Origin of the sequence: Wolbachia endosymbiont (group A) of Lypha dubia, from assembly GCF_964028575.1 — a bacterium.
Taxonomy (GTDB): Bacteria; Pseudomonadota; Alphaproteobacteria; order Rickettsiales; family Anaplasmataceae; genus Wolbachia; species Wolbachia pipientis.
Map to the genome: position 1 here is coordinate 859014 of NZ_OZ034796.1, position 20527 is coordinate 879540.

The window sequence follows — 20527 nt, forward strand, 5'->3', positions numbered from 1 at the left end:
ACTATAGTTAATAGTGACGTTGTTTGTTATAAAAAATTTCTATATATTCAAATATAGCAGTTTTGATATGCTGTTTAGAGTGTCGAGAGGTGTCTATTGGTAACTCCCTTTTTAGAGAACTGAAGAAGCTTTCCACAACAGAATTGTCGTAACAACAACCTTTATAACTCATCTATGTTTTTTATGGATAAGAGATATTGATAACCTTGCGAAGTATATTGTGAACCTTGATCACTATGTAATAGTAGATTTTTGGCAGGTTTACGCTTGTTAACGGCCATTAATAAAGAGTCCATAACCAATTGTTTATTTATTGAACTGCTCATTAACTACCATGCGTGAATATAGATCGATTATTGTTGCCAAATATAGCCATCCTTCTTTGGTTTTTATATAAGTAATCCCATACTTTATTTGGTTGATCGACAATAAAGTTTTGGTCTAATATATTGGGAGCTACGACTCTACTGTCCGTTTGTTGTTTCTTAATTTTAAATTTTCTTCTCAATATAGCCTGAATACCATTTTTCTGCATAATACTTTGCACTGTTTTTAAGTTGCAACTTTTACCCAAAGCCTTCAATTCAGCATGAATTTTAGGAGCTCCATATCTACATTTAGAAACTTGATATATTTTTTGAATAGCTGCGAGTAGCTCTTTATTTGCTGATTCTCTACTGCTTATTTTTCTTGTGGTCCACTTATAGTAGCCACTAGCAGAAAATCCTACATAATTCCTGTACTTTATAGCAGTTACTATATAAAAAAATATTTTACTCTTTTTGACTGGCCAGGGCTTTTTTTTAAATGTCTCTTTCCCTTGTTACTCTTGCTTTGTAAATCAAACCTCTCTTTGTCGTAAGGAGCCATGTTACCTCTACCTGGAAATGCATTTGCCGCTGACTTTTTTTCGTTATATTTCTTCATCCATTTTCCTAATACACTATCCCTTATTCCTAGATCTCTTGCTACTTTTGCAACTGGTTGACCTACCTTTCTTTGTTCATTTGCCAGCTTAACAGCTTCCAATTTGAATTCTGCCGTATATTCTCTTACCATTTCTAATCCTCCAAAATTTTATTTTACCCGAAAAAACTCCTTTCTTTCTCTCCACTTTTTCTGGGTAAGGTCACTTGGCAACAGTTGCTCTACTTTCTCCTTCATCCAATGCTTCCATTGCTTCCATTGCTTTTTTCCTTAAGTCGTAACTATACGCTGCTGGCATACAAACCCCTCTACCATAAATCCATTCTTACCTTATTGGGATTATTATGAGAAGAGCTATAACTCTATGGGAGGGAAGCAAAATCTGGGATTCGGCCTTAATGGCATTAGCGTTGCATCAGCTTCACCCTCCCTGTGAGGTATTTTAGCTCTAATGCCTCACATCATAAAGATACAAGTGTCAAGCTACTTGGATGACAGGGGAGGGAGGCACTGGGATGACAGGAGAAGGTAGTGGGATGACACCCTGACAACCGTCATCCCGCTGCTTGTTAGCGGGATCTAGAGATACCGCGAATGAATCGCGGCATGACGTAGGACTGCTTTCATTCCAGTGCTTGACACTGGAATCCAGCCTTTCTGCAATCTCATCGAAAACGTTGTAACCACTTTCTATGCTAGTTTGCTTGTGAGCAACCTGGATTCCAGTGTCAAGCACTGGAATGACACCGTTATAAAGGAACCAGTGTCAGCTACTTGAATGACACAGTCTTTGCTTAAACCCGTAACGTTCGTACATTTTGCTAAAAGTTCAAATATCAACATCATGCACATTAAGTGCATTGCTATTAATAAAATCACGGCGTGGTTCAACTATATCACCCATTAATATTGAAAATATGGAATCAGCTTCTTCACAATCTTTTATTTCAACCTTTAATAAAGTTCTAGCCTCAGGATTTAACGTAGTATCCCATAGCTGATCAGCATTCATTTCACCAAGACCTTTAAATCTCTGCAGAGTTAAACCTTTTTTACCATAGTCCATTATTATTTTTGCAAGCGTACTTGGAGAAGTGATTCTTATTTCAGTTTCTTGTGACTTTAAAAATGAATCACCATTAAATAAATTACTTATACCATCAAGCAAACTTAATATGTTTTGCATATCTTTGCCTTCAAGCATACTAAGTGCAAATATATATTTGTCTGCCAATCCTTGAAACAATTTAGAGATATGAATTTCTTTTTCTTCATCTTTTATTTCCACTTCCCAAGTGTATTCGCTGTACATTAACTTCAAATACTTTAATATCTCATCAGCCGATGATAGAGCATTCTTTTTACTTAAAATTAGCAATGACTCTAAGAGATTTTGTGGTATTTCTCTATCATAATTTTTGCTAATATTAGAAGTGCTAACGCATTTATTCAAAATAAGGCGTAAGTTGTTAAATTCTGTAGCTGTACCACTTAGTGTTAATCTTTTAACTGCTGAGTTTATTATATACTCTTCAAAAGTTTCGTCATCTTTAATATAAGTGTCTTTGGCATTCTTTGTAACTTTATAGAGGGGTGGCTGTGCTATGTATAAGTAACCTTTTTCAATAACTTCACGCATATGTCTAAAAAAGAAAGTTAGAATCAAAGTTCTTATATGTGAACCATCAACATCTGCATCTGTCATGATGATAATTTTATGATATCTAGCTTTTTCAATATCGAAGTGTTCACTCCCTATTCCAGCACCAATTGCAGTGATTAAAGAGCCTATTTCTGCAGATGAAAAAATACGATTTAAACTTACACGTTCTACGTTTAGAATTTTTCCTCTTAAGGCAAGCACTGCTTGTGTTTTACGATTACGCCCCTGCTTTGCAGTACCACCTGCTGAATTACCCTCTACTATAAATAATTCCGATAACTCAGGGGCTTTTTCCTGGCAATCAGCAAGCTTTCCTGGCAGAGTTGCAATATCAATATTGTTTTTGCTTTTAACTAGCTCGCGCGCTTTTCTTGCAGCTTCTCTTCCTTTTGCTGACCTGATTGCTCTTTCTACTATGCTTGCTGCCAATTTGGGATCAGTTTCAAGGATTGTGCTCAATTTATCAGAAACTATACTTTCTACAACTGCACGTGCTTCAGAACTAACTAGTTTATCTTTTGTTTGTGAAGAAAACTTAGGATCAGGCATCTTAAGAGATAAAACACAAGTTAAACCTTCTCTAACGTCCTCTCCAGTTAAATTTACTTTTGCTTTCTTTAAAAACCCTTCATTAGTTGCATAGGTATTGATACATCTAGTTAGTGCAGATCTAAATCCTGCCAAATGCGTACCACCATCTCGTTGCCGTATATTATTAGTGAAACACAACATATTCTCATAGTAGGAATCATTCCATTCCATCGATATTTCCAAGCTGATGCCAAGATCTTCTGCATCTCCTTTCATACTGGCAATTTTAGTTACATGTGTCTTATTCTTATCTAAATACTGCACAAAATTTGCTGTACCAAAATTGTCTTTAGATTGATTGCTCTGATTGAAATGAGATTCTGTATATGGTTCATTGCGCAGATCACGTAAAGTAATGTCGATATTTGAATTTAAAAATGCTAATTCTCTTATACGACTTTCAAGCGTTGAGTAACTGAAATTAATGCCATTAAAAGTCTCTGTTGATGGCATGAACGTGACTTTAGTTCCTCTTTTGTTTGTATTTTCGTTGACTACCTTTAAAGGTTCAATAGACTCACCATCTTCAAAACGCATAAAGTGTTCTTTCTTATTGCGCCAAATAGTTAATTCCAACCAGCTTGATAATGCATTCACAACTGAGATTCCAACACCATGTAATCCCCCAGAAACTTTATAGGTATTGCTGTCAAATTTACCACCAGCATGGAGTTGAGTCATTATTACCTCTGCTGCTGATATTCCTTCTTCTTCATGAATGTCAGTTGGAATGCCACGACCATTATCAGTTACAGATACTGAACCATCTTTATTTATGCTAACTTCAATTTGATCACAATATCCAGCTAAAGATTCATCTATTGCGTTATCAACAACCTCATATACCATGTGGTGCAAGCCAGATCCATCGTCAGTGTCACCAATGTACATACCTGGACGTTTCCTTACAGCATCAAGACCCCTTAAGATTTTTATTGCATCGGCATTATAACTATTTTCCATGGTATTGCTTCGTTTATGAATGTTAATTAATATTACATTCATATATGCTGATTAGCAACATTTTTAAACTGATAACCCATATTAAAAGCACAACTTTACGAATGTTTATTTTTGAAGACAGCAAATAGTGTCATTCCAATGTGTCTTCCATAACTGTACGAACATTCATTTTTGAAGGTAAATTGCACAACAGATGATGTCATTCCAGTGCTTGACACTGGAATGGCTTTGTTGCATCGCTAGCTATGATGGATTAAAGATAAAAAAGATGGAGAATATCAGTAGCTTATTATTCTGGTATTTATAACAAGAACGGTCAGTGAATACCTAAATTTGAGTAAAAGAAATTTCACTACCACTCACTAATCCGGCTAAAATTCAAGAATTTCAATGCTTTAGCTATTTTCAATAGAATTAAATTTATTAATGTAAATAATAAATTACTATTCTTAAATTTGATCAGATTGATTGCAAAAAAACAAGATTTTCAATAGGTTACTTATAATCCTAACTATAGTTAGCCTTTCATAAGTAGCGATGCAACAAAGCCCACTGGAATCCAGAAATTTTGCTTATAACTGAGCTGATGAGCTAAAGGTAGTTGTCTTACGCTAAAACAAACGTTTTTAATTAAGTTGCATAGAAGCTGGATCCCAGTGTCTGGGCACTGGGATGACACCCCACTGGTGGGAATTGCTCCCAAACTACAACGTTCGTACAGTTGTGTGTGTCTTCCCATGGAGATTGCTCTCAAATCATAATGCTCATGCAGTTGCATGCTCGACTAATTAACAGAAAAATCTATAATTCAGTTTACGTATTTTCTTATCTCAGTCAAAATCTTATCAGATTGACTTTCGTCTGAATTTAAATCAGCTGCAAAGTGTGTAACATATTTTCCTCCAGGGCCAATAAGGTACATTATTGAAGAATGGTTGATTTCTTCTTCTCCACCAACTTTGCTAGCATATACTTTATACTTTGCAATTACTTCGTCTATTTTTTCTCTTTCACCAGTTAACATTTGTATTCTGTGGTCAAATTGCTGCTGAAATTCTTTAAGTCTTTCCGTGCTATCGCGCTCAGGATCGACTGTGATGAAGAATGTTTGTAGCTTGTTGTTAGTTTTCTCATCTAACTTTGCAAGTGTTTCTGAAATTATTCCAAGGTTCATAGGGCAAATTCTTTTGCATGAGGAAAACCCAAAGAAAATCATCATGTATTTATCTTTAAAATCACTACTGCGCAAGATCTGTCCGTCCTGATTAATTAAAGAAAAATCTCCGCCTATCTTAACTTCTGCGTTGTGAATCGCTGCTGGGGCAAATATGCCTTTTTTAGTGAAATAACAATAACCTAAAAAAACAACTGCTAATGCTACTAGCATATTAGATAACAATCTTATAAACCTTACCATTAGGGTGCTCTCAGTAAAATTAAATTGTATCTTTATTGGTTGATCTATTCAATATATTTATTCCAAAGTGTATTGTTAATTTTGTCTAACAGTTTCTTATGTTCATCAATTTCTTCACTATTTGGTGAATGTTCTCTGGGAGTTAGATTACGCACTTTATGCTGAACGAATGTAGAGTTACTGTCCTGATTGCATTCATTATCAAACAGAAAGGTTTGTAACCCTCCTGTAAGTTCAACATATACCTTTGCAAGCAATTGAGCATCAACTAGTGCTCCGTGCAATTCTCTATTCTCTAGCGATATATCAAAACGCTTACATAATGCATTCAAAGAAGCAGGTGATCCTGCGAATTTTTTCCTCGCAAGAGGTAATGTATCTAGCACTCTATCTGAGGAAATTAACCCAGCATTCAGCTTGCTTAGCTCCATGTTAAGGAACTTAACATCGAATTCAGCGTTGTGAATTACCAAAATATCATTAGATATAAAGTCAAGAAATTCAAGTGCAACATCTGAAAATAATGGTTTATCTTCTAAAAATTCTTCACTAATACCGTGAATCTTAAACGAGTGATAAGGTATATCTCTTTCTGGGTTAAGGTACCGATGGAATACTTTACCTGTTGGAATACGATTAATTAATTCCACACACCCTATTTCAATAATTCGATGACCAGATTCAGTGTCAAGACCTGTCGTTTCAGTGTCAAGTACTATTTCGCGTAGCTTGCTTTCCATTTCAAATAAAACTCATCTTACTTATCATTTGTCTTATCGTTACTTGTCTTTTTATAGTGAATAGAAACAAGCAACCAGCTTGGGTCTGATGAATTAACATTTTTTTTGAATTGCCATACATCCTCAACTTTATTAATAGTGGATGTACTACCTGATATTGTATCTCCTTCATTGTTCTTAACGAAGTTAATTTGCTCTGAAAGGAAATATACTGCAATAAACACTGCGTTTTTTACTAGCTTTATTTCTAAAATCTTTTGTGAAACGATAGAAACAATTATAGACTCGTGCACCTCTTTACGATGTTTAATCTTCTCTGCAAAATTATCATATAAGTCTTTATCGAGAAGTGGTTTTAACTGAGACAAATTTCCTTGATTGAAACATTTTATTATTAATTCAAAAGCTATGCTTGAACCTTCTATAAAGTGGGAAATAGAAAAATCTTTGTTTTTTTTTAATATTTGTTTATAAGTAACTTTTATTGAATTTTCATCATTGCTATCAATGTAACCCTCAATGTTTTCTACTACATCTTCTCTACTTCGGCTTACATCCAATACATTAGTTAGCTTTTTTAGGTTGAGGTTGGCTGACCTTCCTAAAGAATTATACAAACGTGAAAAAATGAACGCCGCTAATAAAGCATATATTACAAGCTCTATCATAGTAACTCAACTCCTTGGCATATAAAGTATCCGAACATTATTAATTATTAATGAAAATATGTTTTTCATATCAACTTATAATCAGGTTTGCTATTCGTTTGTAAATGAATATATTATATAAGAAAGTATTAAATATCTCAACTTAATTAAAGGAGACGTAAGAAATGCCACAACAAAAAATGAGAATTCACGGTCAATATGTTAAAGATCTATCATTTGAGAATCCGAATTCGCCATTCCTTTCTTCTAGTAAAGCTCCAGATATTAATGTAATGGTTAATATCAATTCAGCAAAATTAGAAGGGACGAAAAACAAAGAAGAAGTGAATGAAGAAAAATCTTTTCATGAAATTACTTTGCATATAGAAGTCAAAGCAACGGTAAAAGATGAAGGCATAAAAGATGGTGTAGCTTTCATTTGTGAGACGAAATATTGTGGCATTTTTTCAATAGAAAATTTAAAAGAGTTGAGTGAGGAAGAGGTAAGACAAGCTTTGTTTATTGGCGGACCTACTTTTCTTTTTCCTTTTGCAAGAGAAATAATTGCAAGAGTTACAAGTAGTGGTGGATTTCCCCCACTGATGCTAGATCCGATAGATTTCGAAACTATGTATGAGCAGCAAGGTCAACAACAAAAAAGTAACGGCAGTAATTCCAATTTTAACTAATATAGTGTGATAGGATGAACAATTCTTTAAATGCAAAAACGACTTTAAACATTGACGGGAAGTCATACAACTATTTTAGCCTAAGTAGTGCTAGTGAATTTTTAGGAATAGATGTGACTAAATTGCCTTGCTCACTTAAGGTTCTGCTTGAAAGTTTATTGCGCAATGAAGATGGAGTGAACGTAAAGCTAGATGACATAAGAGTACTAGCAGACTGCGTTAATAAACACACTAATCACGAAATTAGCTATAAACCAGCAAGGGTGTTGATGCAAGATTTTACAGGGGTTCCTGCTGTTGTTGATCTAGCTTCAATGCGGGACTATGTTAAGAAAAATGGAGGAAACCCAAGCAATATAAATCCGTCTGTACCGGTTGATCTTGTGATTGACCATTCTGTTCAAGTAGATAGTTATGGAAGTGTTTCCGCATTCAGTAAGAATGTTGAGTTAGAAGTAAAAAGAAATTTGGAGAGATATCAATTTTTAAAGTGGGGAGAATCGTCCTTCACAAATTTTAGAGTAGTGCCGCCTGGCACAGGGATTTGCCACCAAGTGAATCTTGAATATTTAGCGCAAGTTGTGTGTAATAATGATGGAGTCATATATCCTGATACTTTAGTTGGTACTGACAGCCATACTACAATGGTTAACGGATTATCAGTTCTTGGTTGGGGTGTTGGAGGCATAGAAGCTGAGTCTGTGATGCTTGGTCAACCAATTAGTATGGTGATTCCAGAAGTAGTTGGATTTAAATTAATTGGCAGATTGTCGGAAGGAGTAACTGCGACCGATTTAGTGCTGACGGTTACCAATATCCTAAGAACAAAAGGCGTTGTTGGTAAGTTTGTAGAATTTTATGGTGATGGTTTAGATTATTTATCTTTGGCAGATAGAGCCACTATAGCAAACATGGCCCCGGAGTATGGCGCAACTTGTGGATTTTTTCCAATTGATCAAAAAACGCTAGATTATTTAAGCTTAACCGGAAGGCCAGAAAAGCTGATTAAGCTAGTTGAGGCTTATGCGAAAGAGCAAGGACTGTGGCGTAGTAGTGACGAGTTAGCATTTTTTGACACACTAGAGCTTGATTTATCAAGCGTGGAGCCAGTAATGGCTGGTCCCAAAAGACCACAAGATAAGGTTTTTCTTTCACAAGTGGCAGAGTCTTTTTCTAAATCATTTTTAGTTAATGAGTCAAAGGAAAGCGATAAACTCCAAGATGGAAGTGTAGTTATTGCAGCAATAACAAGCTGCACTAATACTTCTAATCCAAGTGTGATGATTGCTGCAGGTCTTGTAGCTCGTAATGCAATTAAACTTGGATTAAAATCAAAGCCTTGGGTTAAAACTTCTCTTGCTCCAGGGTCACAAGTTGTAACAGAATATTTAGAAAAGTCTGGATTGCAGGTAGATCTAAATGCTTTGGGTTTTAATCTAGTTGGATATGGTTGCACAACTTGCATTGGGAATTCTGGTCCACTTAATAAAGATATAGAAGATGGCATTAAAAACAAAAACTTAACCGTTGCTGCAGTTTTATCTGGCAATCGTAACTTTGAAGGAAGAATTCATCCGTTAGTCAAAGCTAATTACTTGGCATCTCCGCCACTTGTTGTTGCATATGCACTTGCTGGTACTGTGCAAATTGATCTGACAAAAGATTCAATATGCAAAGATAAGAATGGAAATGATGTCTATCTCAAAGATATATGGCCAACAAACAATGAAATCGAAGATTGTGTTAAAAGTGTGGTAACACGTGAGATGTTCATACAAAAGTATAAGGATGTTTTTTCTGGTGATGAACATTGGCGAAAGATAAAGTGTGAAAAAAGTGAAATCTATAATTGGGATGCAAACAGCACTTACATACAAAATCCGCCTTATTTTGATAACTTATCACCTAAAAATAATAAAATCGATATAAAGGGTGCACAAATATTGGCAATGTTTGGCGATAGCATAACTACTGATCATATTTCCCCTGCGGGAAATATTGCCTCGAGTAGTCCTGCCGGTCTATATTTAAAAGGGCTTGGAATTGAACCACAGGATTTCAATTCATATGGGTCTCGCCGTGGTAATCACAATGTAATGATGCGTGGCACTTTTGCTAACATTAGAATAAAAAATGAAATGGTTAGCACCGAAGGTGGATATACAAAATATATTCCTTCTCAAGAAATTATGTCAATTTTTGATGCAGCAATGCGTTACAAGGAAAATAATGTACCTCTAATCATTGTTGCAGGAAAAGAATATGGCACAGGTTCAAGTAGGGATTGGGCAGCAAAGGGTACTTTATTGTTGGGGGTTAAAGTTGTCATTGCAGAAAGCTTTGAGCGTATACATAGGTCCAACTTAGTTGGTATGGGTGTTCTTCCACTTGTATTTCAAAATGGAATAACCAGAAAGATATTTGATGGTAGTAAGGTAATAAGCATAAAAGGTGAAATAGTGCCAGGTGGAAATCTAGAATGTATCATCAAAAGAAAGGATAATTCAAGGCAATCAATTCAACTCAAATGCTGTGTACAAACCGCAACTGAGACTAAATACTTGATGTGTGGTGGAGTGTTGAGCTACATACTTGCACAATCTTTTTGATTTAGTGAAGTTATTGCATGGACTTCTTTTAGCCAGCCCTGATCCCTTTGTAAATAGCAATTTGCTCTGCGCAAAGTTATGATATAATTTCACCATACATATGGTGTCGGAGTATTTTTTGGAGATAATTATATATGATAAGCTCTATACAAGAACCTAATGAACTCAGAAAACGTTTACAAGGATTTTATCGTACTGATGAAAAGAGTTATATACGTTATCTTGTAGAAAAAGCAGAGCTTTCGGCTGATTCAAAAAATAGAATTTATAATATTGCAAAACAAGTTATTGAAAAAATCAAACACAATAAATTAAGTATTGTAGATTCCTTTATGCAGCAATACTCGCTTTCCAATGATGAAGGAATAGCATTGATGTGCCTTGCTGAATCGCTACTTAGAATACCAGATGATTATACAATAGACGAGCTAATCAAAGATAAAATTGCCAATCAAGAATGGAGTAAATATTTAGGATATTCTTCTTCATTGTTCGTCAATGCTTCCACGTGGAGTTTAATGATAGGTAGCAGTATATTGAGAGATAATGAAGGCGATTCGAAGTTCTATTACGCAATTTCTAAGTTACTTAAGAATTTAGGAGAACCGATCATTCGCAAAGCAGTAAAACAAGCAATGTCTATGCTTGGTAATCATTTTGTTGTTGGAGAAACCATAGAAGAAGCTTTAAGGTACGCAAAACTAGATGACAATAGTAAGTTTTTATACTCTTTTGATATGCTTGGCGAAGCTGCTCACACAACTGAGGATGCAGAAGAGTATTTTAATTCATACATGCACTCAATAAAAGCTATAGGTGAATCCACTGAAATAAATGATTGTTTTAAATCCCATGGAATTTCAATCAAACTTTCTGCTTTACACCCACGTTATGAATTTAGTCAATTTGGCCGAATTGCTGGTGAGATATTCACTAAGGTTTTAGAGCTCTGCCGCGAGGCAAAAAAATACAACATTTCACTATGCATAGACGCAGAAGAAACAGAAAGGCTTGAAATTTCCTTAATCTTGTTTGAACAATTACGGCTTGATGAATCACTTTCTGAGTGGGAAGGGCTCGGCTTGGCTGTACAAGCATATCAAAAACGTGCTTTATCTGTTCTTGACTTTGTAGAGGATGTTGCTATTCGATCAAAGCACAAAATTATGGTGAGGCTTGTAAAAGGTGCATATTGGGATTCAGAAATCAAGTGTACGCAAGAATTGGGATTAAATGATTACTCAGTATTTACAAGAAAAAGCTATACTGACGTATCTTACCTCGTGTGCGCACAGAAACTTTTGAGTAAACCAAACAGCTTTTACCCATGCTTTGGAACTCATAACGTCTATACTTTTGCTTCTATCATGGAACTTGCTGATAAAAACCACCCTGGATTTGAATTTCAACGCTTACATGGAATGGCAAAAGACTTATATGATTATGCAATGTCAGAGCTTGCAACAAATGTTAGCTGTCGTGTCTACGCACCCGTTGGGGAACATAGTGACTTGTTGCCTTATCTTATAAGACGCCTTCTTGAAAATGGAGCTAATAGTTCGTTTGTTAATCAAATAAGTGATCCTAACGTTAAAATCGATGAGTTAATTTCAGATCCACTGGAAAAAGCTATAAATTTTAATTATGAACCTCATCCAGGCATTCCATTACCACAAGATATTTTGGGACCAGAAAGAAAAAATTCCTTGGGGATGGATATTAGTGATTATGTGATAGTCTCACAATTTGCAGATGATATAAAGGGTTTTAGTGAAAAAAAGTGGCAAGTTGGACCAATAATTGATGGAAAAGCACTATTTGATAATGCTGAATTTATCGAAGTAGTGAATCCTGCACATTTGGAAAATGTAATTGGAGAAGTGTCAAGTGCAACAAGCGATCAAGCTTTAAACGCTCTTGAAATAGCACATAGTGCTTTTGCTGAATGGCAGAATGTTTCAGCAGTAGAGCGCGCTAAATGCCTTGAAAAAGCTGCAGATTTGCTTGAAGAAAGGATGAAAGAGTTGATTTACATTCTGATCGTAGAAGCAGGAAAAATTTTATCTGATGCAATAGCGGAAGTAAGAGAGGCAGTGGATTTCTTACGTTACTACGCAACGATAGCAAAAAATGAACTGAGCGACTGGAAAAAATTGCCAGGGCCAACAGGTGAAGATAACTTCATCTTTTTTGAAGGCAGAGGAGTTTTCTTATGCATATCACCGTGGAATTTTCCGCTCGCTATCTTCATTGGGCAGGTTTCAGCTGCACTTGCAGCAGGTAATGCAGTGCTGGCAAAACCGGCAGAGCAAACGCCGATTATTGCCTATGAAGCTGTTAAGATACTACATGAAGCTGGGATATCAAAAAATGTGTTGCACCTCATTCCTGGGGATGGTGGATATTTAGGCAAAATATTAGTTCCAGACAATAGAATTTCCGGTGTAGCTTTTACTGGTTCAACACAAACCGCTCAAATAATTAATAGAATGCTTGCAAATAGGGATGGTCCTATTGTGCCATTTATTGCTGAAACTGGCGGATTAAATGCTATGATAGTTGATAGCTCTGCTCTTTTAGAGCAAGTGGCTATGGATGTTTTGCTTTCTGCGTTTCGCAGCGCTGGCCAACGCTGTTCTGCGCTTAGAGTGCTGTTTATTCAAGAGGACATAGCAGAGAAGCAGATAAAAATGATATGCGGTGCAGCGCAAGAACTCAAGATTGGTGACCCAATACAACTTAGTACTGATATTGGTCCAATAATTGATAAAGCATCTATCGATATGCTCACTCAACATACGCAAAAAATGTCAGAGGATAAAGATTCAAATCTGTTATTTAAAGTACCCATGGATACAAATTCTCATAATGGTTATTTCTTTCCTCCATATATTTATGAGATACAAAAAATTTCGCAATTAAAGCAAGAAGTATTTGGTCCTATTTTACATATCATACGTTTTAACAAGTCACAATTAAATGAAGTTATAAGTGATATAAATAGTACTGGATATGGGCTTACGTTTTCTTTGCAGAGTCGTATACAAAGTCAAATTGACACTATAAGTAAAAAAATATCAGTTGGAAATGTCTACATCAACCGTAACCAGATAGGTGCAGCAGTTGGGATACAACCATTTGGTGGTAGAGGACTATCTGGCACTGGGCCAAAAGCTGGTGGTCCTCATTATTTACAGCGTTTTTCTACAGAAAAAGTTGTAAGTGTTAACACTACAGCATTTGGTGGTAACACTACACTTATGTGTTTGGATTAATTTGCGGGCCCTAATTTTTCTTACCCCTAAACTAGACGTTCGTGCAGTTATGTACACAGCGCTAAAATCCGAAAAGGACCAGCTCATGCACTGAAATAAATCGTATCCGTTCAGCCAATGGCGTCAACTTAAGAACTTTCATTAGCAAACTCTCCTAAAGACATGATGGCGTTTAGGCTTATCTACTTTATTGCGGCTGTCCCGGTCGGATTTTAACTTTAGCGCGTATACTTAAAAAGGGCTTGAAAGTTTTTTGGCGCAATAAGTATAGTACTTCCCAAAGTAAATGATAAAGGTATAATAAGCTATTTGAGTTATAATGGCGTATAGTGTGGATTTAAGGGAAAGGGCAGTATCGATGATAGAAAAAGGGAAGTCAAAGGTTGAGGTGGCAGAGCTTTTGGAGATAGGAATAGCAACTCTGTACCGCTGGTTAAGAAAGAAAGCCGCTGGTGAAAGCCTAAGGCCATCGAAAAACGGCAGCTTTATTCGAAAAATAGACCCAAAAATACTCGAAGAATATGTTAAAAAGAATCCAGATCATACGCTGGCAGAGATGAAACAAAATCTTGGATTTGGAATAAATTCAATTTGGTATAGGCTGAAACAGCTAAGAATTACTTTAAAAAAAAGTTACACTATATCAAGAGCGCAATCAAGAAGATAGGCAGCGATTTACCGATAAAATCTCAAAAATAGACCATTCCAGCATCTTATATATAGATGAAGCAGGAGTTGATAATAGGTTATACCGAGAGTATGGACGTGCTCCAATAGGAAAGAAAATTTATGCAGATATTCCAGGAAGAAAACGAGAGAGAATCAGTATAATAGGCGGGTGGATTGGAAAGAGATTTATTGCACCAATGACTTTCAAAGGTGGGTGTGACAAAGAGGTATTCAATACATGGTTAGAGAAGATGTTATTACCTAAATTGCCACATGGTACTACAATAGTTATGGACAATGCCACATTCCATAAAACTCCCAAAACAAAGGAGTTAATAGATAATGCTAGATGCCGTTTGCTCTATCTACCAACATATTCACCAGATTTGAACCCTATAGAGCATTGTTGGAATACCATCAAAAGCCGCCTCAGACCTTTAATGCATAAATATACAGACTTACAACTTTTGGTTGGTAATACCATAATGGAAATTTATCATTCATTTTAGAAAATACTATACCTGATAGAGTTTCTGCCTCATTACACCAAATAAAACTGAAAAATTTAAACGATACTCAGTAATTTGATCTGGGTTCCAAGGCCCTTGTGCATCACACATATGAAGCGATAATATATTGCACATGACCAAGTTTGCCCAAAATTCTTGTAATACAGCCTCTCCAGAAAAATTCTCTAACTCTGCTCCTACTTTGAGTCGTTTCCTCTATGTGCCACCTTAACACATAAGCTTTGCTCCAAAGTCTCGGTCAAAAACTCTGTTTCTCAGTTGGCTAATGTCAGCACTATAACTCTTACTTTCTGTCCTTTCATTTTATTTTTTAGCTTTTCATTTTCTAATATAAAATCAAAATCTAATTCGCCAGCGTTCCCATAGCTTACTATAATTTCTTTTTTGCAAGCAAAAAATAAAATCTACTTCCAAATCATAATGCTGCTGAATGAATTTTACTGAAGACGATCATAGATAAATAATAATTTCTCTTGATTTAATAAACGCATTTGAGTGATAACTTCGGGTAATTGCTCTGCCGCCAACGTTTGTTCACCTATATTCCAAGCTGCAAGACGAGCACTGCAAATCAGCGAAGTACACAAATCAACAAACAAATTGCCAATGGTGCCTGTTGTTCCATTTGGTTCAAACTCGGATACAATTTCCCCAGAGCTGGGTAATCTCATACCAGAACCATCTGCTGCAATAAGTCTATAGCCTCTCCAACTCAGGTTCATCCTGATAGGCTGTTTGGATGCTTAAATTCTTGAAAGCCTGTATGGCAAATCTTATATCTTGCTTTAGAAAAAGCTTGCTTTGAGGGTACATGTCAATGGCTCCATAAGTTCACATTCTATTCCCAAACTTTTTTTAACTAACTTTAAAATCATAGAAAATACTGTCGAAAAAGTTTGTTCGTGTAAAACTCAACACAATGGATTTTCTGAAAAGTTTTCGAGTATATTGCATTTTTAATTTGTAAGATAAGATCTTTTCCTTTTTGCATGCCTCACCTAAAAAAGACACATTTTAAACTTTTTTGTTGAAATAAAACAGAAACAAAAGTGCTGTCCCTTGCACTCTTTGGATAATTTAATGATAAAAAATTTGGAGAGAAATTTTATACACAATCTCTGACATTTTTCCTTAAGTTGACGCCATTGTGTGAACGGTTACGGTTTCCCGTCTTCACCATGCTATATAGAAAAAAGTCTGGATTCCAATTTGCATGACAATATGGAGTATCTGCTTCTTTCATCCCAGTGGGATCTTTTATTCCATTTTATCAACAGTTTGTTTTGCAGTATCAAACAATTTTAATCCTATAATCCCGAATGTAACTAAAATAAAGCATATTACTTCGAATAAATTAACTGGTTCATCAAATAGGTAAACTCCAAGTATCGAAGCTCCTATAGCGCCCACTCCAGTCCAAATTGCATAGCATACTCCGATAGGTATAGAACGTGTAGCGAGCGAAAGTAAATATGTACTAAGAGCCATGGAGAGTATGCTAATTATTGATGGTACGAGATGAGTAAATCCATAACTATGCTTAAGTGTTATGACCCAGAACACTTCAATTAGTGACGATAAGAGTAAATATATCCAATTCATGCATAAATTTTTAGGTTTAAATAGAGAGCTTTAGCCCTATGCTTCCTATTACAATTAAAACGATACATAAAACTTGAGATAAATTAATATTCTCTGTGAAAGTGGTTGCACCAATTATAGTTATTCCAATTGTGCATATTCCAGAGGAAACTGCATAGCATACTCTAATAGGTAGAAAGCATGCTGCAAGAGATAAAAAATAAATGCTAATGATCATAATTACCAATGTTGCAATCGAAGGCACAACTTTAGTAAAACTGTTACTAAACTTTAGTGTTACAGCCCACAGTATCTCTAGGATACTAGACAGCAACAAATATAACCAGCACATTTTCGTAACACTTCAATCTTGTATTGTAACAGAAATTGTTAGTTAAAACTACACTAAAGTGCAATAGATCTCTCTTTCGGAATTGCTTTAATATCAAACTTAAAACAACATCCTAAAAAACTTTTCTACGAAATTCAATTCCTGCACGTCATTTGCTGCATAAAGTGGTGTAGTTTGTTGCTCAATACCTGGTATTTCTACAAAAACTTTGCCCACTTCTTGACCTTTTTTAATGGGTGCAGGTATCATATCTTTATATTCAATACGCACCTTAATTTGGTCATGCAATTTGCGGTTGTAAGTTATGGTAACATCGTTTGCAACTGTAATAGGCACTTTTCTATCTTTTCCATAGAGAACATTTACTTCCTCAACTACGCTGTCTTTAACGAATATTTTCTTAGTGTTAAAATGATTTAAGGAGTATTGTATCAATCTTTTTGCTTCTTCTATTCGCTCTTTCTCAGTGTTTAAACCATTTACGACAGCAAAAATTCTCCTATCATTTCGTTTTGCAGATGCTACAATGCCGTAACCACCAGCATTTGTATAGCCGGTTTTTAAGCCATCAACCCCAATGTCGTGAAAAAGTAGAAGATTTTTATTCTTTTGTACAATTTCATTATATGTCAAATATTGTTCGGAAAATAAATCATAATATTCAGGAAAATCGGTGAAAATCCTTTTTGCCAGCATTACCAAGTCTTTTGCGTTCATAAAATGATCTTCATCTGGCCACCCGCTTGAGTTGACAAAATGACTGTCATTCAGATTCAAATTTTGTGCAACTTCATTCATTTCAGCCACAAAATTCTCTTCTGATCCTGCAATACCCTCGGCTAGTGTTATGCAGGCATCATTACCTGAAACTATTGTAATTCCTTCAAGTAATTCTCTCACTGTAACAAATTGACCTTCTTTCAAAAACATAGAAGAGCCTCTCCTTTCCCATGCTTTTCTACTTACTCGAAATTTATCCTCCATGTGTATTATTCCAGCTTTTAGATAATCGAAGGCTACATATAAAGTCATTAACTTGCTCATTGAAGATGGGGCCATTTTTTCATCGGAATTATGGTCAAAAATGAACGAGTCTGAAGCTAAATCTAAGACTACTGCTTGCTTTGCTTTGGTTCTAAACTGGTATGAGTATGAAGAAAAAGGAAGTATGGAAACTAATAGCAAAATTACCAATCTGCTTAACATATCTATAATTTTAAATTTATAGTGCACTAATTAATAGTATAATTTTACAGGGGCATTTCAATAGATCTCTTGCATAAAAATTCCTTGACACATTTCGCCAGCCCCCTTATCATGAAACTGAAGCTATTTATTTATCTTCTCTGTACAGATTAAATGACAAAAAAACTCACGTATCTGGCGTCTCATGTTTAATTTTTTGCACTATGTGCACCTTATGTCTTTATAAAGTTCTAGGTTTTTACCTAATATAAGCTAAAATGCGCTTATAAAGCATTTAAAACATAAAAAAACGCCAACTTAAAAAATGGATAGTGAATAACTAGCTACCCTAGGGTTTCTTTTGCCTTTTTTTCTGTTTAGTAAATTTCTTAAACATTTATGACTAAAGGTTAGTTGCATTAAAAAGCAGCTAAATCGCGGTTATTAAGCGTTTAGAATAAAAAAACGCCATACTTGAAAGTATAATGTAAGTAATTAGCCAACCACGGGGCTTCTTTTGCCTTTTTTTTCGTTTGGTAAATTTCTTAAATATTTATAGCTAAACGACAACCGTCATCCCGCTACGTGTTAGCGGGATCTATGCCAAGAGATACCGTGAATGAATCGCGGTATGACGGTTCGTGACGGTATGACGGTTCGCGGTGACATGACGATAACCTCGTCATCCCGCTACGTGTTAGCGGGATCTATGTTAAGGTATGGCGGTTAAATAAGGGATCTATGTTAAGAGATACCGCGAATGAATCGCGGTATGACGGTTCGTGACGGTATGACGGTTCGCGGTGACATGACGATAACCTCGTCATCCCGCTACGTGTTAGCGGGATCTATGTTAAGGTATGGCGGTTAAATAAGGGATCTATGTTAAGAGATACCGCGAATGAATCGCGGTATGACGGTTCGCGGCGGGATTCCAGTGTCTGGGCACTTGGATGACAGGAAAAGGGGCTACTTGGATTACAGCAGATCACCTCTTCACAAAGATTTTATCAGTAATACGCATATCAATAATACTCCAATCGCTGAAAGTAAAATCAGTTGTATTTTGCAAGTGGTTTAAATATTCCCATGCACTATAAGGGTTATCTTCAGGCAGTTTTACTGTGGAATCGTTATCAAGTATGATATTCCATCTTCTATTCCCTATATAAGCAAAAGAAGAAATGTGGTCACTTAATTGAGTTTTACTCTCTAACACATCTCTAACAAATTCTAGGTTTGATAACGAGTTTTGTCCTGTAATTACAACAAGATCATCTACTAGATAGTCATCTACGATCACTTTGCCTTCGAAATCAATTACCGAGGTTTTGTTATTATCTTTCCAGAGAGCAAACGGTTTATGCTCATCTATATTAATGTGTAGAGTATTGGGCAAAATTCTGTGAACTCTTACGTGTTTTATCCACCTGCTTACGGATTGTATGTTACCGGCAAGTTTTGAAAGTGATATATACAGGATAGGTTGCGTTCTATCTGTCAAACTTAGAATATCCTTTTTGTTTGTAAATTTATTGCCGCTCACGACTACTTCGTCGATTGAAAATCCACTACTGAGTAATAAACTAGATAGGCAGTCATTATACCAAGTAAAGTAGTAATTAAATCGATTTATTATTTTATCAAGTGAGCTGTAAAGTATTAGCGTAAGAAAAAGTGCTGTGATAATAACCAAGGCACACTTACGCAAAAAACTCCTTTGGCTTCTAGTAATACTGCTCAACATGACTTAAATCCCTAATATTTTTGTGCTGCAAACTATCTTCAATAATAATTTTAACTAATTCATTAAAATTGATTCCTTTTGCCAATTTTGCAATTTCTGGCACTAACGATAACTCAGTAAAGCCAGGATGTGTATTAATCTCAAGCATTTTTAAAGTGTTATTTTTGGGATTATAACGGAAATCTGAGCGGGAAATAGTTTTGCATCCTAAAAATTGATGAACTTTCAGTGCGTGTTCCAAGGTCATTTTATATATATTGTTAGGAATTTCAGCAGGAAATATATGTTCTGCAAATCCATCTGTATACTTTGCTTCATAATCATAGAATTTATTTTTTGGTCGTACTTCTATAGTGCCAATTGCTTCATCCAGCAATACAGCAGTATGTAACTCTATGCCCGGTATGTATTCTTCTACGATCATCTTTTCCATTATAGTAGAACTATTATCTTTCAGTTCTAAGTAATCCTCGTGCGAGAAAATTATGTACACTCCAATACTTGAACCTTCATTAATTGGTTTTAAGACGTACGGATAATCAATTTTAATATTATTTTTTAGTAGATCTTCTCGGCTAATTACATAACCTTTTGGAGTATCAATACTAAGGGACCGGAATATATGCTTTGACATTGCCTTGTTCATAGCAACAGCCGAAGCCATAACTCCTGAGTGTGTATATTTTATACCTAAGATTTCCAATAAACCTTGAATGCAGCCATCTTCACCATAAGGTCCATGCAGAGCTATAAAAGCAAGACCCGGATTAATTTTTTTAAGCTTTTCAGCAATATTGCTGTCAACATCTATTTCTATTGCATTATATGAAAGGCTATCAAGCGCCTTCTTGACTGCTTTTCCGCTCATAAGCGATATTTCTCTCTCACAAGAAAATCCACCACTTAAAATTGCTATAGTTGGAATCATAAGCATTCTATGTT

The 20527-nt window shown here is 35.5% G+C and carries 20 protein-coding genes and 2 pseudogenes; 5 read left to right on the top strand and 17 right to left on the bottom strand.

Annotation, left to right across the window (positions count from 1 at the left end; all coding sequences use genetic code 11):
* Positions 1 to 7 precede the first annotated feature (7 nt).
* The 10 genes from ABWU72_RS04410 to ABWU72_RS04455 all read right to left on the bottom strand — a co-directional run bounded on the left by ABWU72_RS04410 (position 8) and on the right by ABWU72_RS04455 (position 6969).
* Positions 8 to 172 (bottom strand): IS3 family transposase, encoded by a 165-nt coding sequence (locus ABWU72_RS04410; protein ID WP_080717620.1) that lies wholly within the window; start codon positions 170 to 172, stop codon positions 8 to 10.
* Positions 162 to 326 (bottom strand): DDE-type integrase/transposase/recombinase, encoded by a 165-nt coding sequence (locus ABWU72_RS04415; RefSeq protein ID WP_156768648.1) that lies wholly within the window; start codon positions 324 to 326, stop codon positions 162 to 164. The genes ABWU72_RS04410 and ABWU72_RS04415 overlap by 11 nt, the downstream gene beginning before the upstream one ends.
* Positions 326 to 772, bottom strand: coding sequence for an IS3 family transposase (locus ABWU72_RS04420; RefSeq protein ID WP_319803649.1), 447 nt, complete (start codon positions 770 to 772; stop codon positions 326 to 328). Before ABWU72_RS04420 ends, ABWU72_RS04415 begins: the two co-directional genes overlap by 1 nt.
* Complete coding sequence (locus ABWU72_RS04425) at positions 757 to 1059, bottom strand: transposase (RefSeq protein WP_151807816.1); 303 nt, start codon at positions 1057 to 1059, stop codon at positions 757 to 759. The genes ABWU72_RS04420 and ABWU72_RS04425 overlap by 16 nt, the downstream gene beginning before the upstream one ends.
* Before the next feature lie 346 nt (positions 1060 to 1405).
* Positions 1406 to 1663, bottom strand: a complete 258-nt coding sequence (locus ABWU72_RS04430) for a hypothetical protein (RefSeq protein WP_010962372.1) — start codon at positions 1661 to 1663, stop codon at positions 1406 to 1408.
* Positions 1664 to 1756: 93 nt separating this feature from the next.
* Positions 1757 to 4144, bottom strand: coding sequence for a DNA topoisomerase (ATP-hydrolyzing) subunit B (gene gyrB / locus ABWU72_RS04435; protein WP_155968288.1), 2388 nt, complete (start codon positions 4142 to 4144; stop codon positions 1757 to 1759).
* A gap of 517 nt (positions 4145 to 4661) precedes the next feature.
* Positions 4662 to 4922 carry a hypothetical protein gene (locus tag ABWU72_RS04440; protein ID WP_010962369.1) on the bottom strand — a complete coding sequence of 87 codons (261 nt, stop codon included), beginning with the start codon at positions 4920 to 4922 and terminating at the stop codon, positions 4662 to 4664.
* A gap of 30 nt (positions 4923 to 4952) precedes the next feature.
* Entirely contained in the window at positions 4953 to 5561 is a 609-nt protein-coding gene (locus tag ABWU72_RS04445) for an SCO family protein (RefSeq protein WP_353283924.1), read from the bottom strand.
* A 44-nt stretch (positions 5562 to 5605) separates the two neighbouring features.
* Positions 5606 to 6301 carry a DNA polymerase III subunit epsilon gene (gene dnaQ / locus ABWU72_RS04450; RefSeq protein WP_064124802.1) on the bottom strand — a complete coding sequence of 232 codons (696 nt, stop codon included), beginning with the start codon at positions 6299 to 6301 and terminating at the stop codon, positions 5606 to 5608.
* A gap of 17 nt (positions 6302 to 6318) precedes the next feature.
* The gene (locus ABWU72_RS04455) at positions 6319 to 6969 is read right to left on the bottom strand and encodes a Tim44/TimA family putative adaptor protein (protein WP_155968284.1); all 651 of its coding nucleotides are present in this window, start codon (positions 6967 to 6969) and stop codon (positions 6319 to 6321) included.
* 164 nt (positions 6970 to 7133) lie between these two features.
* Here ABWU72_RS04455 and secB point away from each other — a divergent pair, with 164 nt between their 5' ends.
* The 3 genes from secB (at position 7134) to putA (ending at position 13521) form a co-directional block, all read left to right on the top strand.
* Positions 7134 to 7637, top strand: a complete 504-nt coding sequence (gene secB / locus ABWU72_RS04460; RefSeq protein WP_006279761.1) for a protein-export chaperone SecB — start codon at positions 7134 to 7136, stop codon at positions 7635 to 7637.
* A 14-nt stretch (positions 7638 to 7651) separates the two neighbouring features.
* Positions 7652 to 10246 carry an aconitate hydratase AcnA gene (acnA, locus tag ABWU72_RS04465; RefSeq protein WP_341811149.1) on the top strand — a complete coding sequence of 865 codons (2595 nt, stop codon included), beginning with the start codon at positions 7652 to 7654 and terminating at the stop codon, positions 10244 to 10246.
* Positions 10247 to 10380: 134 nt separating this feature from the next.
* A complete protein-coding gene (gene putA, locus ABWU72_RS04470; protein WP_155968280.1) occupies positions 10381 to 13521 on the top strand; it encodes a bifunctional proline dehydrogenase/L-glutamate gamma-semialdehyde dehydrogenase PutA in 3141 nt (1046 codons plus the stop codon).
* Positions 13522 to 13662: 141 nt separating this feature from the next.
* Here the strand turns inward: putA and ABWU72_RS08205 are convergent.
* Positions 13663 to 13813 (bottom strand): annotated as a pseudogene (locus ABWU72_RS08205) (IS4 family transposase); the annotation flags it as partial.
* 27 nt (positions 13814 to 13840) lie between these two features.
* On the opposite strand from ABWU72_RS08205, the gene ABWU72_RS04475 reads away from it, so the two are divergent.
* Entirely contained in the window at positions 13841 to 14188 is a 348-nt protein-coding gene (locus tag ABWU72_RS04475) for an IS630 transposase-related protein (RefSeq protein ID WP_155968342.1), read from the top strand.
* Positions 14189 to 14216: 28 nt separating this feature from the next.
* Positions 14217 to 14699 (top strand): IS630 family transposase, encoded by a 483-nt coding sequence (locus tag ABWU72_RS04480; RefSeq protein ID WP_231115908.1) that lies wholly within the window; start codon positions 14217 to 14219, stop codon positions 14697 to 14699.
* A 9-nt stretch (positions 14700 to 14708) separates the two neighbouring features.
* On the opposite strand, the pseudogene ABWU72_RS04485 reads toward ABWU72_RS04480, so the two are convergent.
* The 6 genes and pseudogenes from ABWU72_RS04485 to ABWU72_RS04510 all read right to left on the bottom strand — a co-directional run.
* A pseudogene (locus tag ABWU72_RS04485) lies at positions 14709 to 15711 on the bottom strand (transposase); the annotation flags it as partial.
* Between the two features lie 266 nt (positions 15712 to 15977).
* Positions 15978 to 16322: a DMT family transporter gene (locus ABWU72_RS04490; protein WP_006279756.1), complete on the bottom strand. Its 345-nt coding sequence runs from the start codon at positions 16320 to 16322 to the stop codon at positions 15978 to 15980.
* A 16-nt stretch (positions 16323 to 16338) separates the two neighbouring features.
* On the bottom strand, positions 16339 to 16653 hold the full coding sequence (locus ABWU72_RS04495; protein WP_010082606.1) for a DMT family transporter: 315 nt from the start codon (positions 16651 to 16653) through the stop codon (positions 16339 to 16341).
* 99 nt (positions 16654 to 16752) lie between these two features.
* Positions 16753 to 17859, bottom strand: coding sequence for a D-alanyl-D-alanine carboxypeptidase family protein (locus ABWU72_RS04500; RefSeq protein WP_353283925.1), 1107 nt, complete (start codon positions 17857 to 17859; stop codon positions 16753 to 16755).
* 967 nt (positions 17860 to 18826) lie between these two features.
* Complete coding sequence (locus ABWU72_RS04505; protein WP_155968992.1) at positions 18827 to 19585, bottom strand: cell division protein FtsQ/DivIB; 759 nt, start codon at positions 19583 to 19585, stop codon at positions 18827 to 18829.
* On the bottom strand, positions 19566 to 20519 hold the full coding sequence (locus tag ABWU72_RS04510) for a D-alanine--D-alanine ligase (RefSeq protein WP_264707607.1): 954 nt from the start codon (positions 20517 to 20519) through the stop codon (positions 19566 to 19568). Before ABWU72_RS04510 ends, ABWU72_RS04505 begins: the two co-directional genes overlap by 20 nt.
* Between the last annotated feature and the right edge of the window lie 8 nt (positions 20520 to 20527).

What these genes read in the sequence shown, in the direction of transcription:
- ABWU72_RS04410 (WP_080717620.1), bottom strand. Translation starts at nt 172, where the DNA reads ATGAGTTATAAAGGTTGTTGTTACGACAATTCTGTTGTGGAAAGCTTC.
- ABWU72_RS04415 (WP_156768648.1), bottom strand. Translation starts at nt 326, where the DNA reads ATGAGCAGTTCAATAAATAAACAATTGGTTATGGACTCTTTATTAATG.
- ABWU72_RS04425 (WP_151807816.1), bottom strand. Translation starts at nt 1,059, where the DNA reads ATGGTAAGAGAATATACGGCAGAATTCAAATTGGAAGCTGTTAAGCTG.
- gyrB (WP_155968288.1), bottom strand. Translation starts at nt 4,144, where the DNA reads ATGGAAAATAGTTATAATGCCGATGCAATAAAAATCTTAAGGGGTCTT.
- ABWU72_RS04440 (WP_010962369.1), bottom strand. Translation starts at nt 4,922, where the DNA reads ATGCAACTGCATGAGCATTATGATTTGAGAGCAATCTCCATGGGAAGA.
- ABWU72_RS04445 (WP_353283924.1), bottom strand. Translation starts at nt 5,561, where the DNA reads ATGGTAAGGTTTATAAGATTGTTATCTAATATGCTAGTAGCATTAGCA.
- dnaQ (WP_064124802.1), bottom strand. Translation starts at nt 6,301, where the DNA reads ATGGAAAGCAAGCTACGCGAAATAGTACTTGACACTGAAACGACAGGT.
- ABWU72_RS04455 (WP_155968284.1), bottom strand. Translation starts at nt 6,969, where the DNA reads ATGATAGAGCTTGTAATATATGCTTTATTAGCGGCGTTCATTTTTTCA.
- secB (WP_006279761.1), top strand. Translation starts at nt 7,134, where the DNA reads ATGCCACAACAAAAAATGAGAATTCACGGTCAATATGTTAAAGATCTA.
- acnA (WP_341811149.1), top strand. Translation starts at nt 7,652, where the DNA reads ATGAACAATTCTTTAAATGCAAAAACGACTTTAAACATTGACGGGAAG.
- putA (WP_155968280.1), top strand. Translation starts at nt 10,381, where the DNA reads ATGATAAGCTCTATACAAGAACCTAATGAACTCAGAAAACGTTTACAA.
- ABWU72_RS04475 (WP_155968342.1), top strand. Translation starts at nt 13,841, where the DNA reads ATGGCGTATAGTGTGGATTTAAGGGAAAGGGCAGTATCGATGATAGAA.
- ABWU72_RS04490 (WP_006279756.1), bottom strand. Translation starts at nt 16,322, where the DNA reads ATGAATTGGATATATTTACTCTTATCGTCACTAATTGAAGTGTTCTGG.
- ABWU72_RS04495 (WP_010082606.1), bottom strand. Translation starts at nt 16,653, where the DNA reads ATGTGCTGGTTATATTTGTTGCTGTCTAGTATCCTAGAGATACTGTGG.
- ABWU72_RS04500 (WP_353283925.1), bottom strand. Translation starts at nt 17,859, where the DNA reads ATGTTAAGCAGATTGGTAATTTTGCTATTAGTTTCCATACTTCCTTTT.
- ABWU72_RS04505 (WP_155968992.1), bottom strand. Translation starts at nt 19,585, where the DNA reads ATGTTGAGCAGTATTACTAGAAGCCAAAGGAGTTTTTTGCGTAAGTGT.
- ABWU72_RS04510 (WP_264707607.1), bottom strand. Translation starts at nt 20,519, where the DNA reads ATGCTTATGATTCCAACTATAGCAATTTTAAGTGGTGGATTTTCTTGT.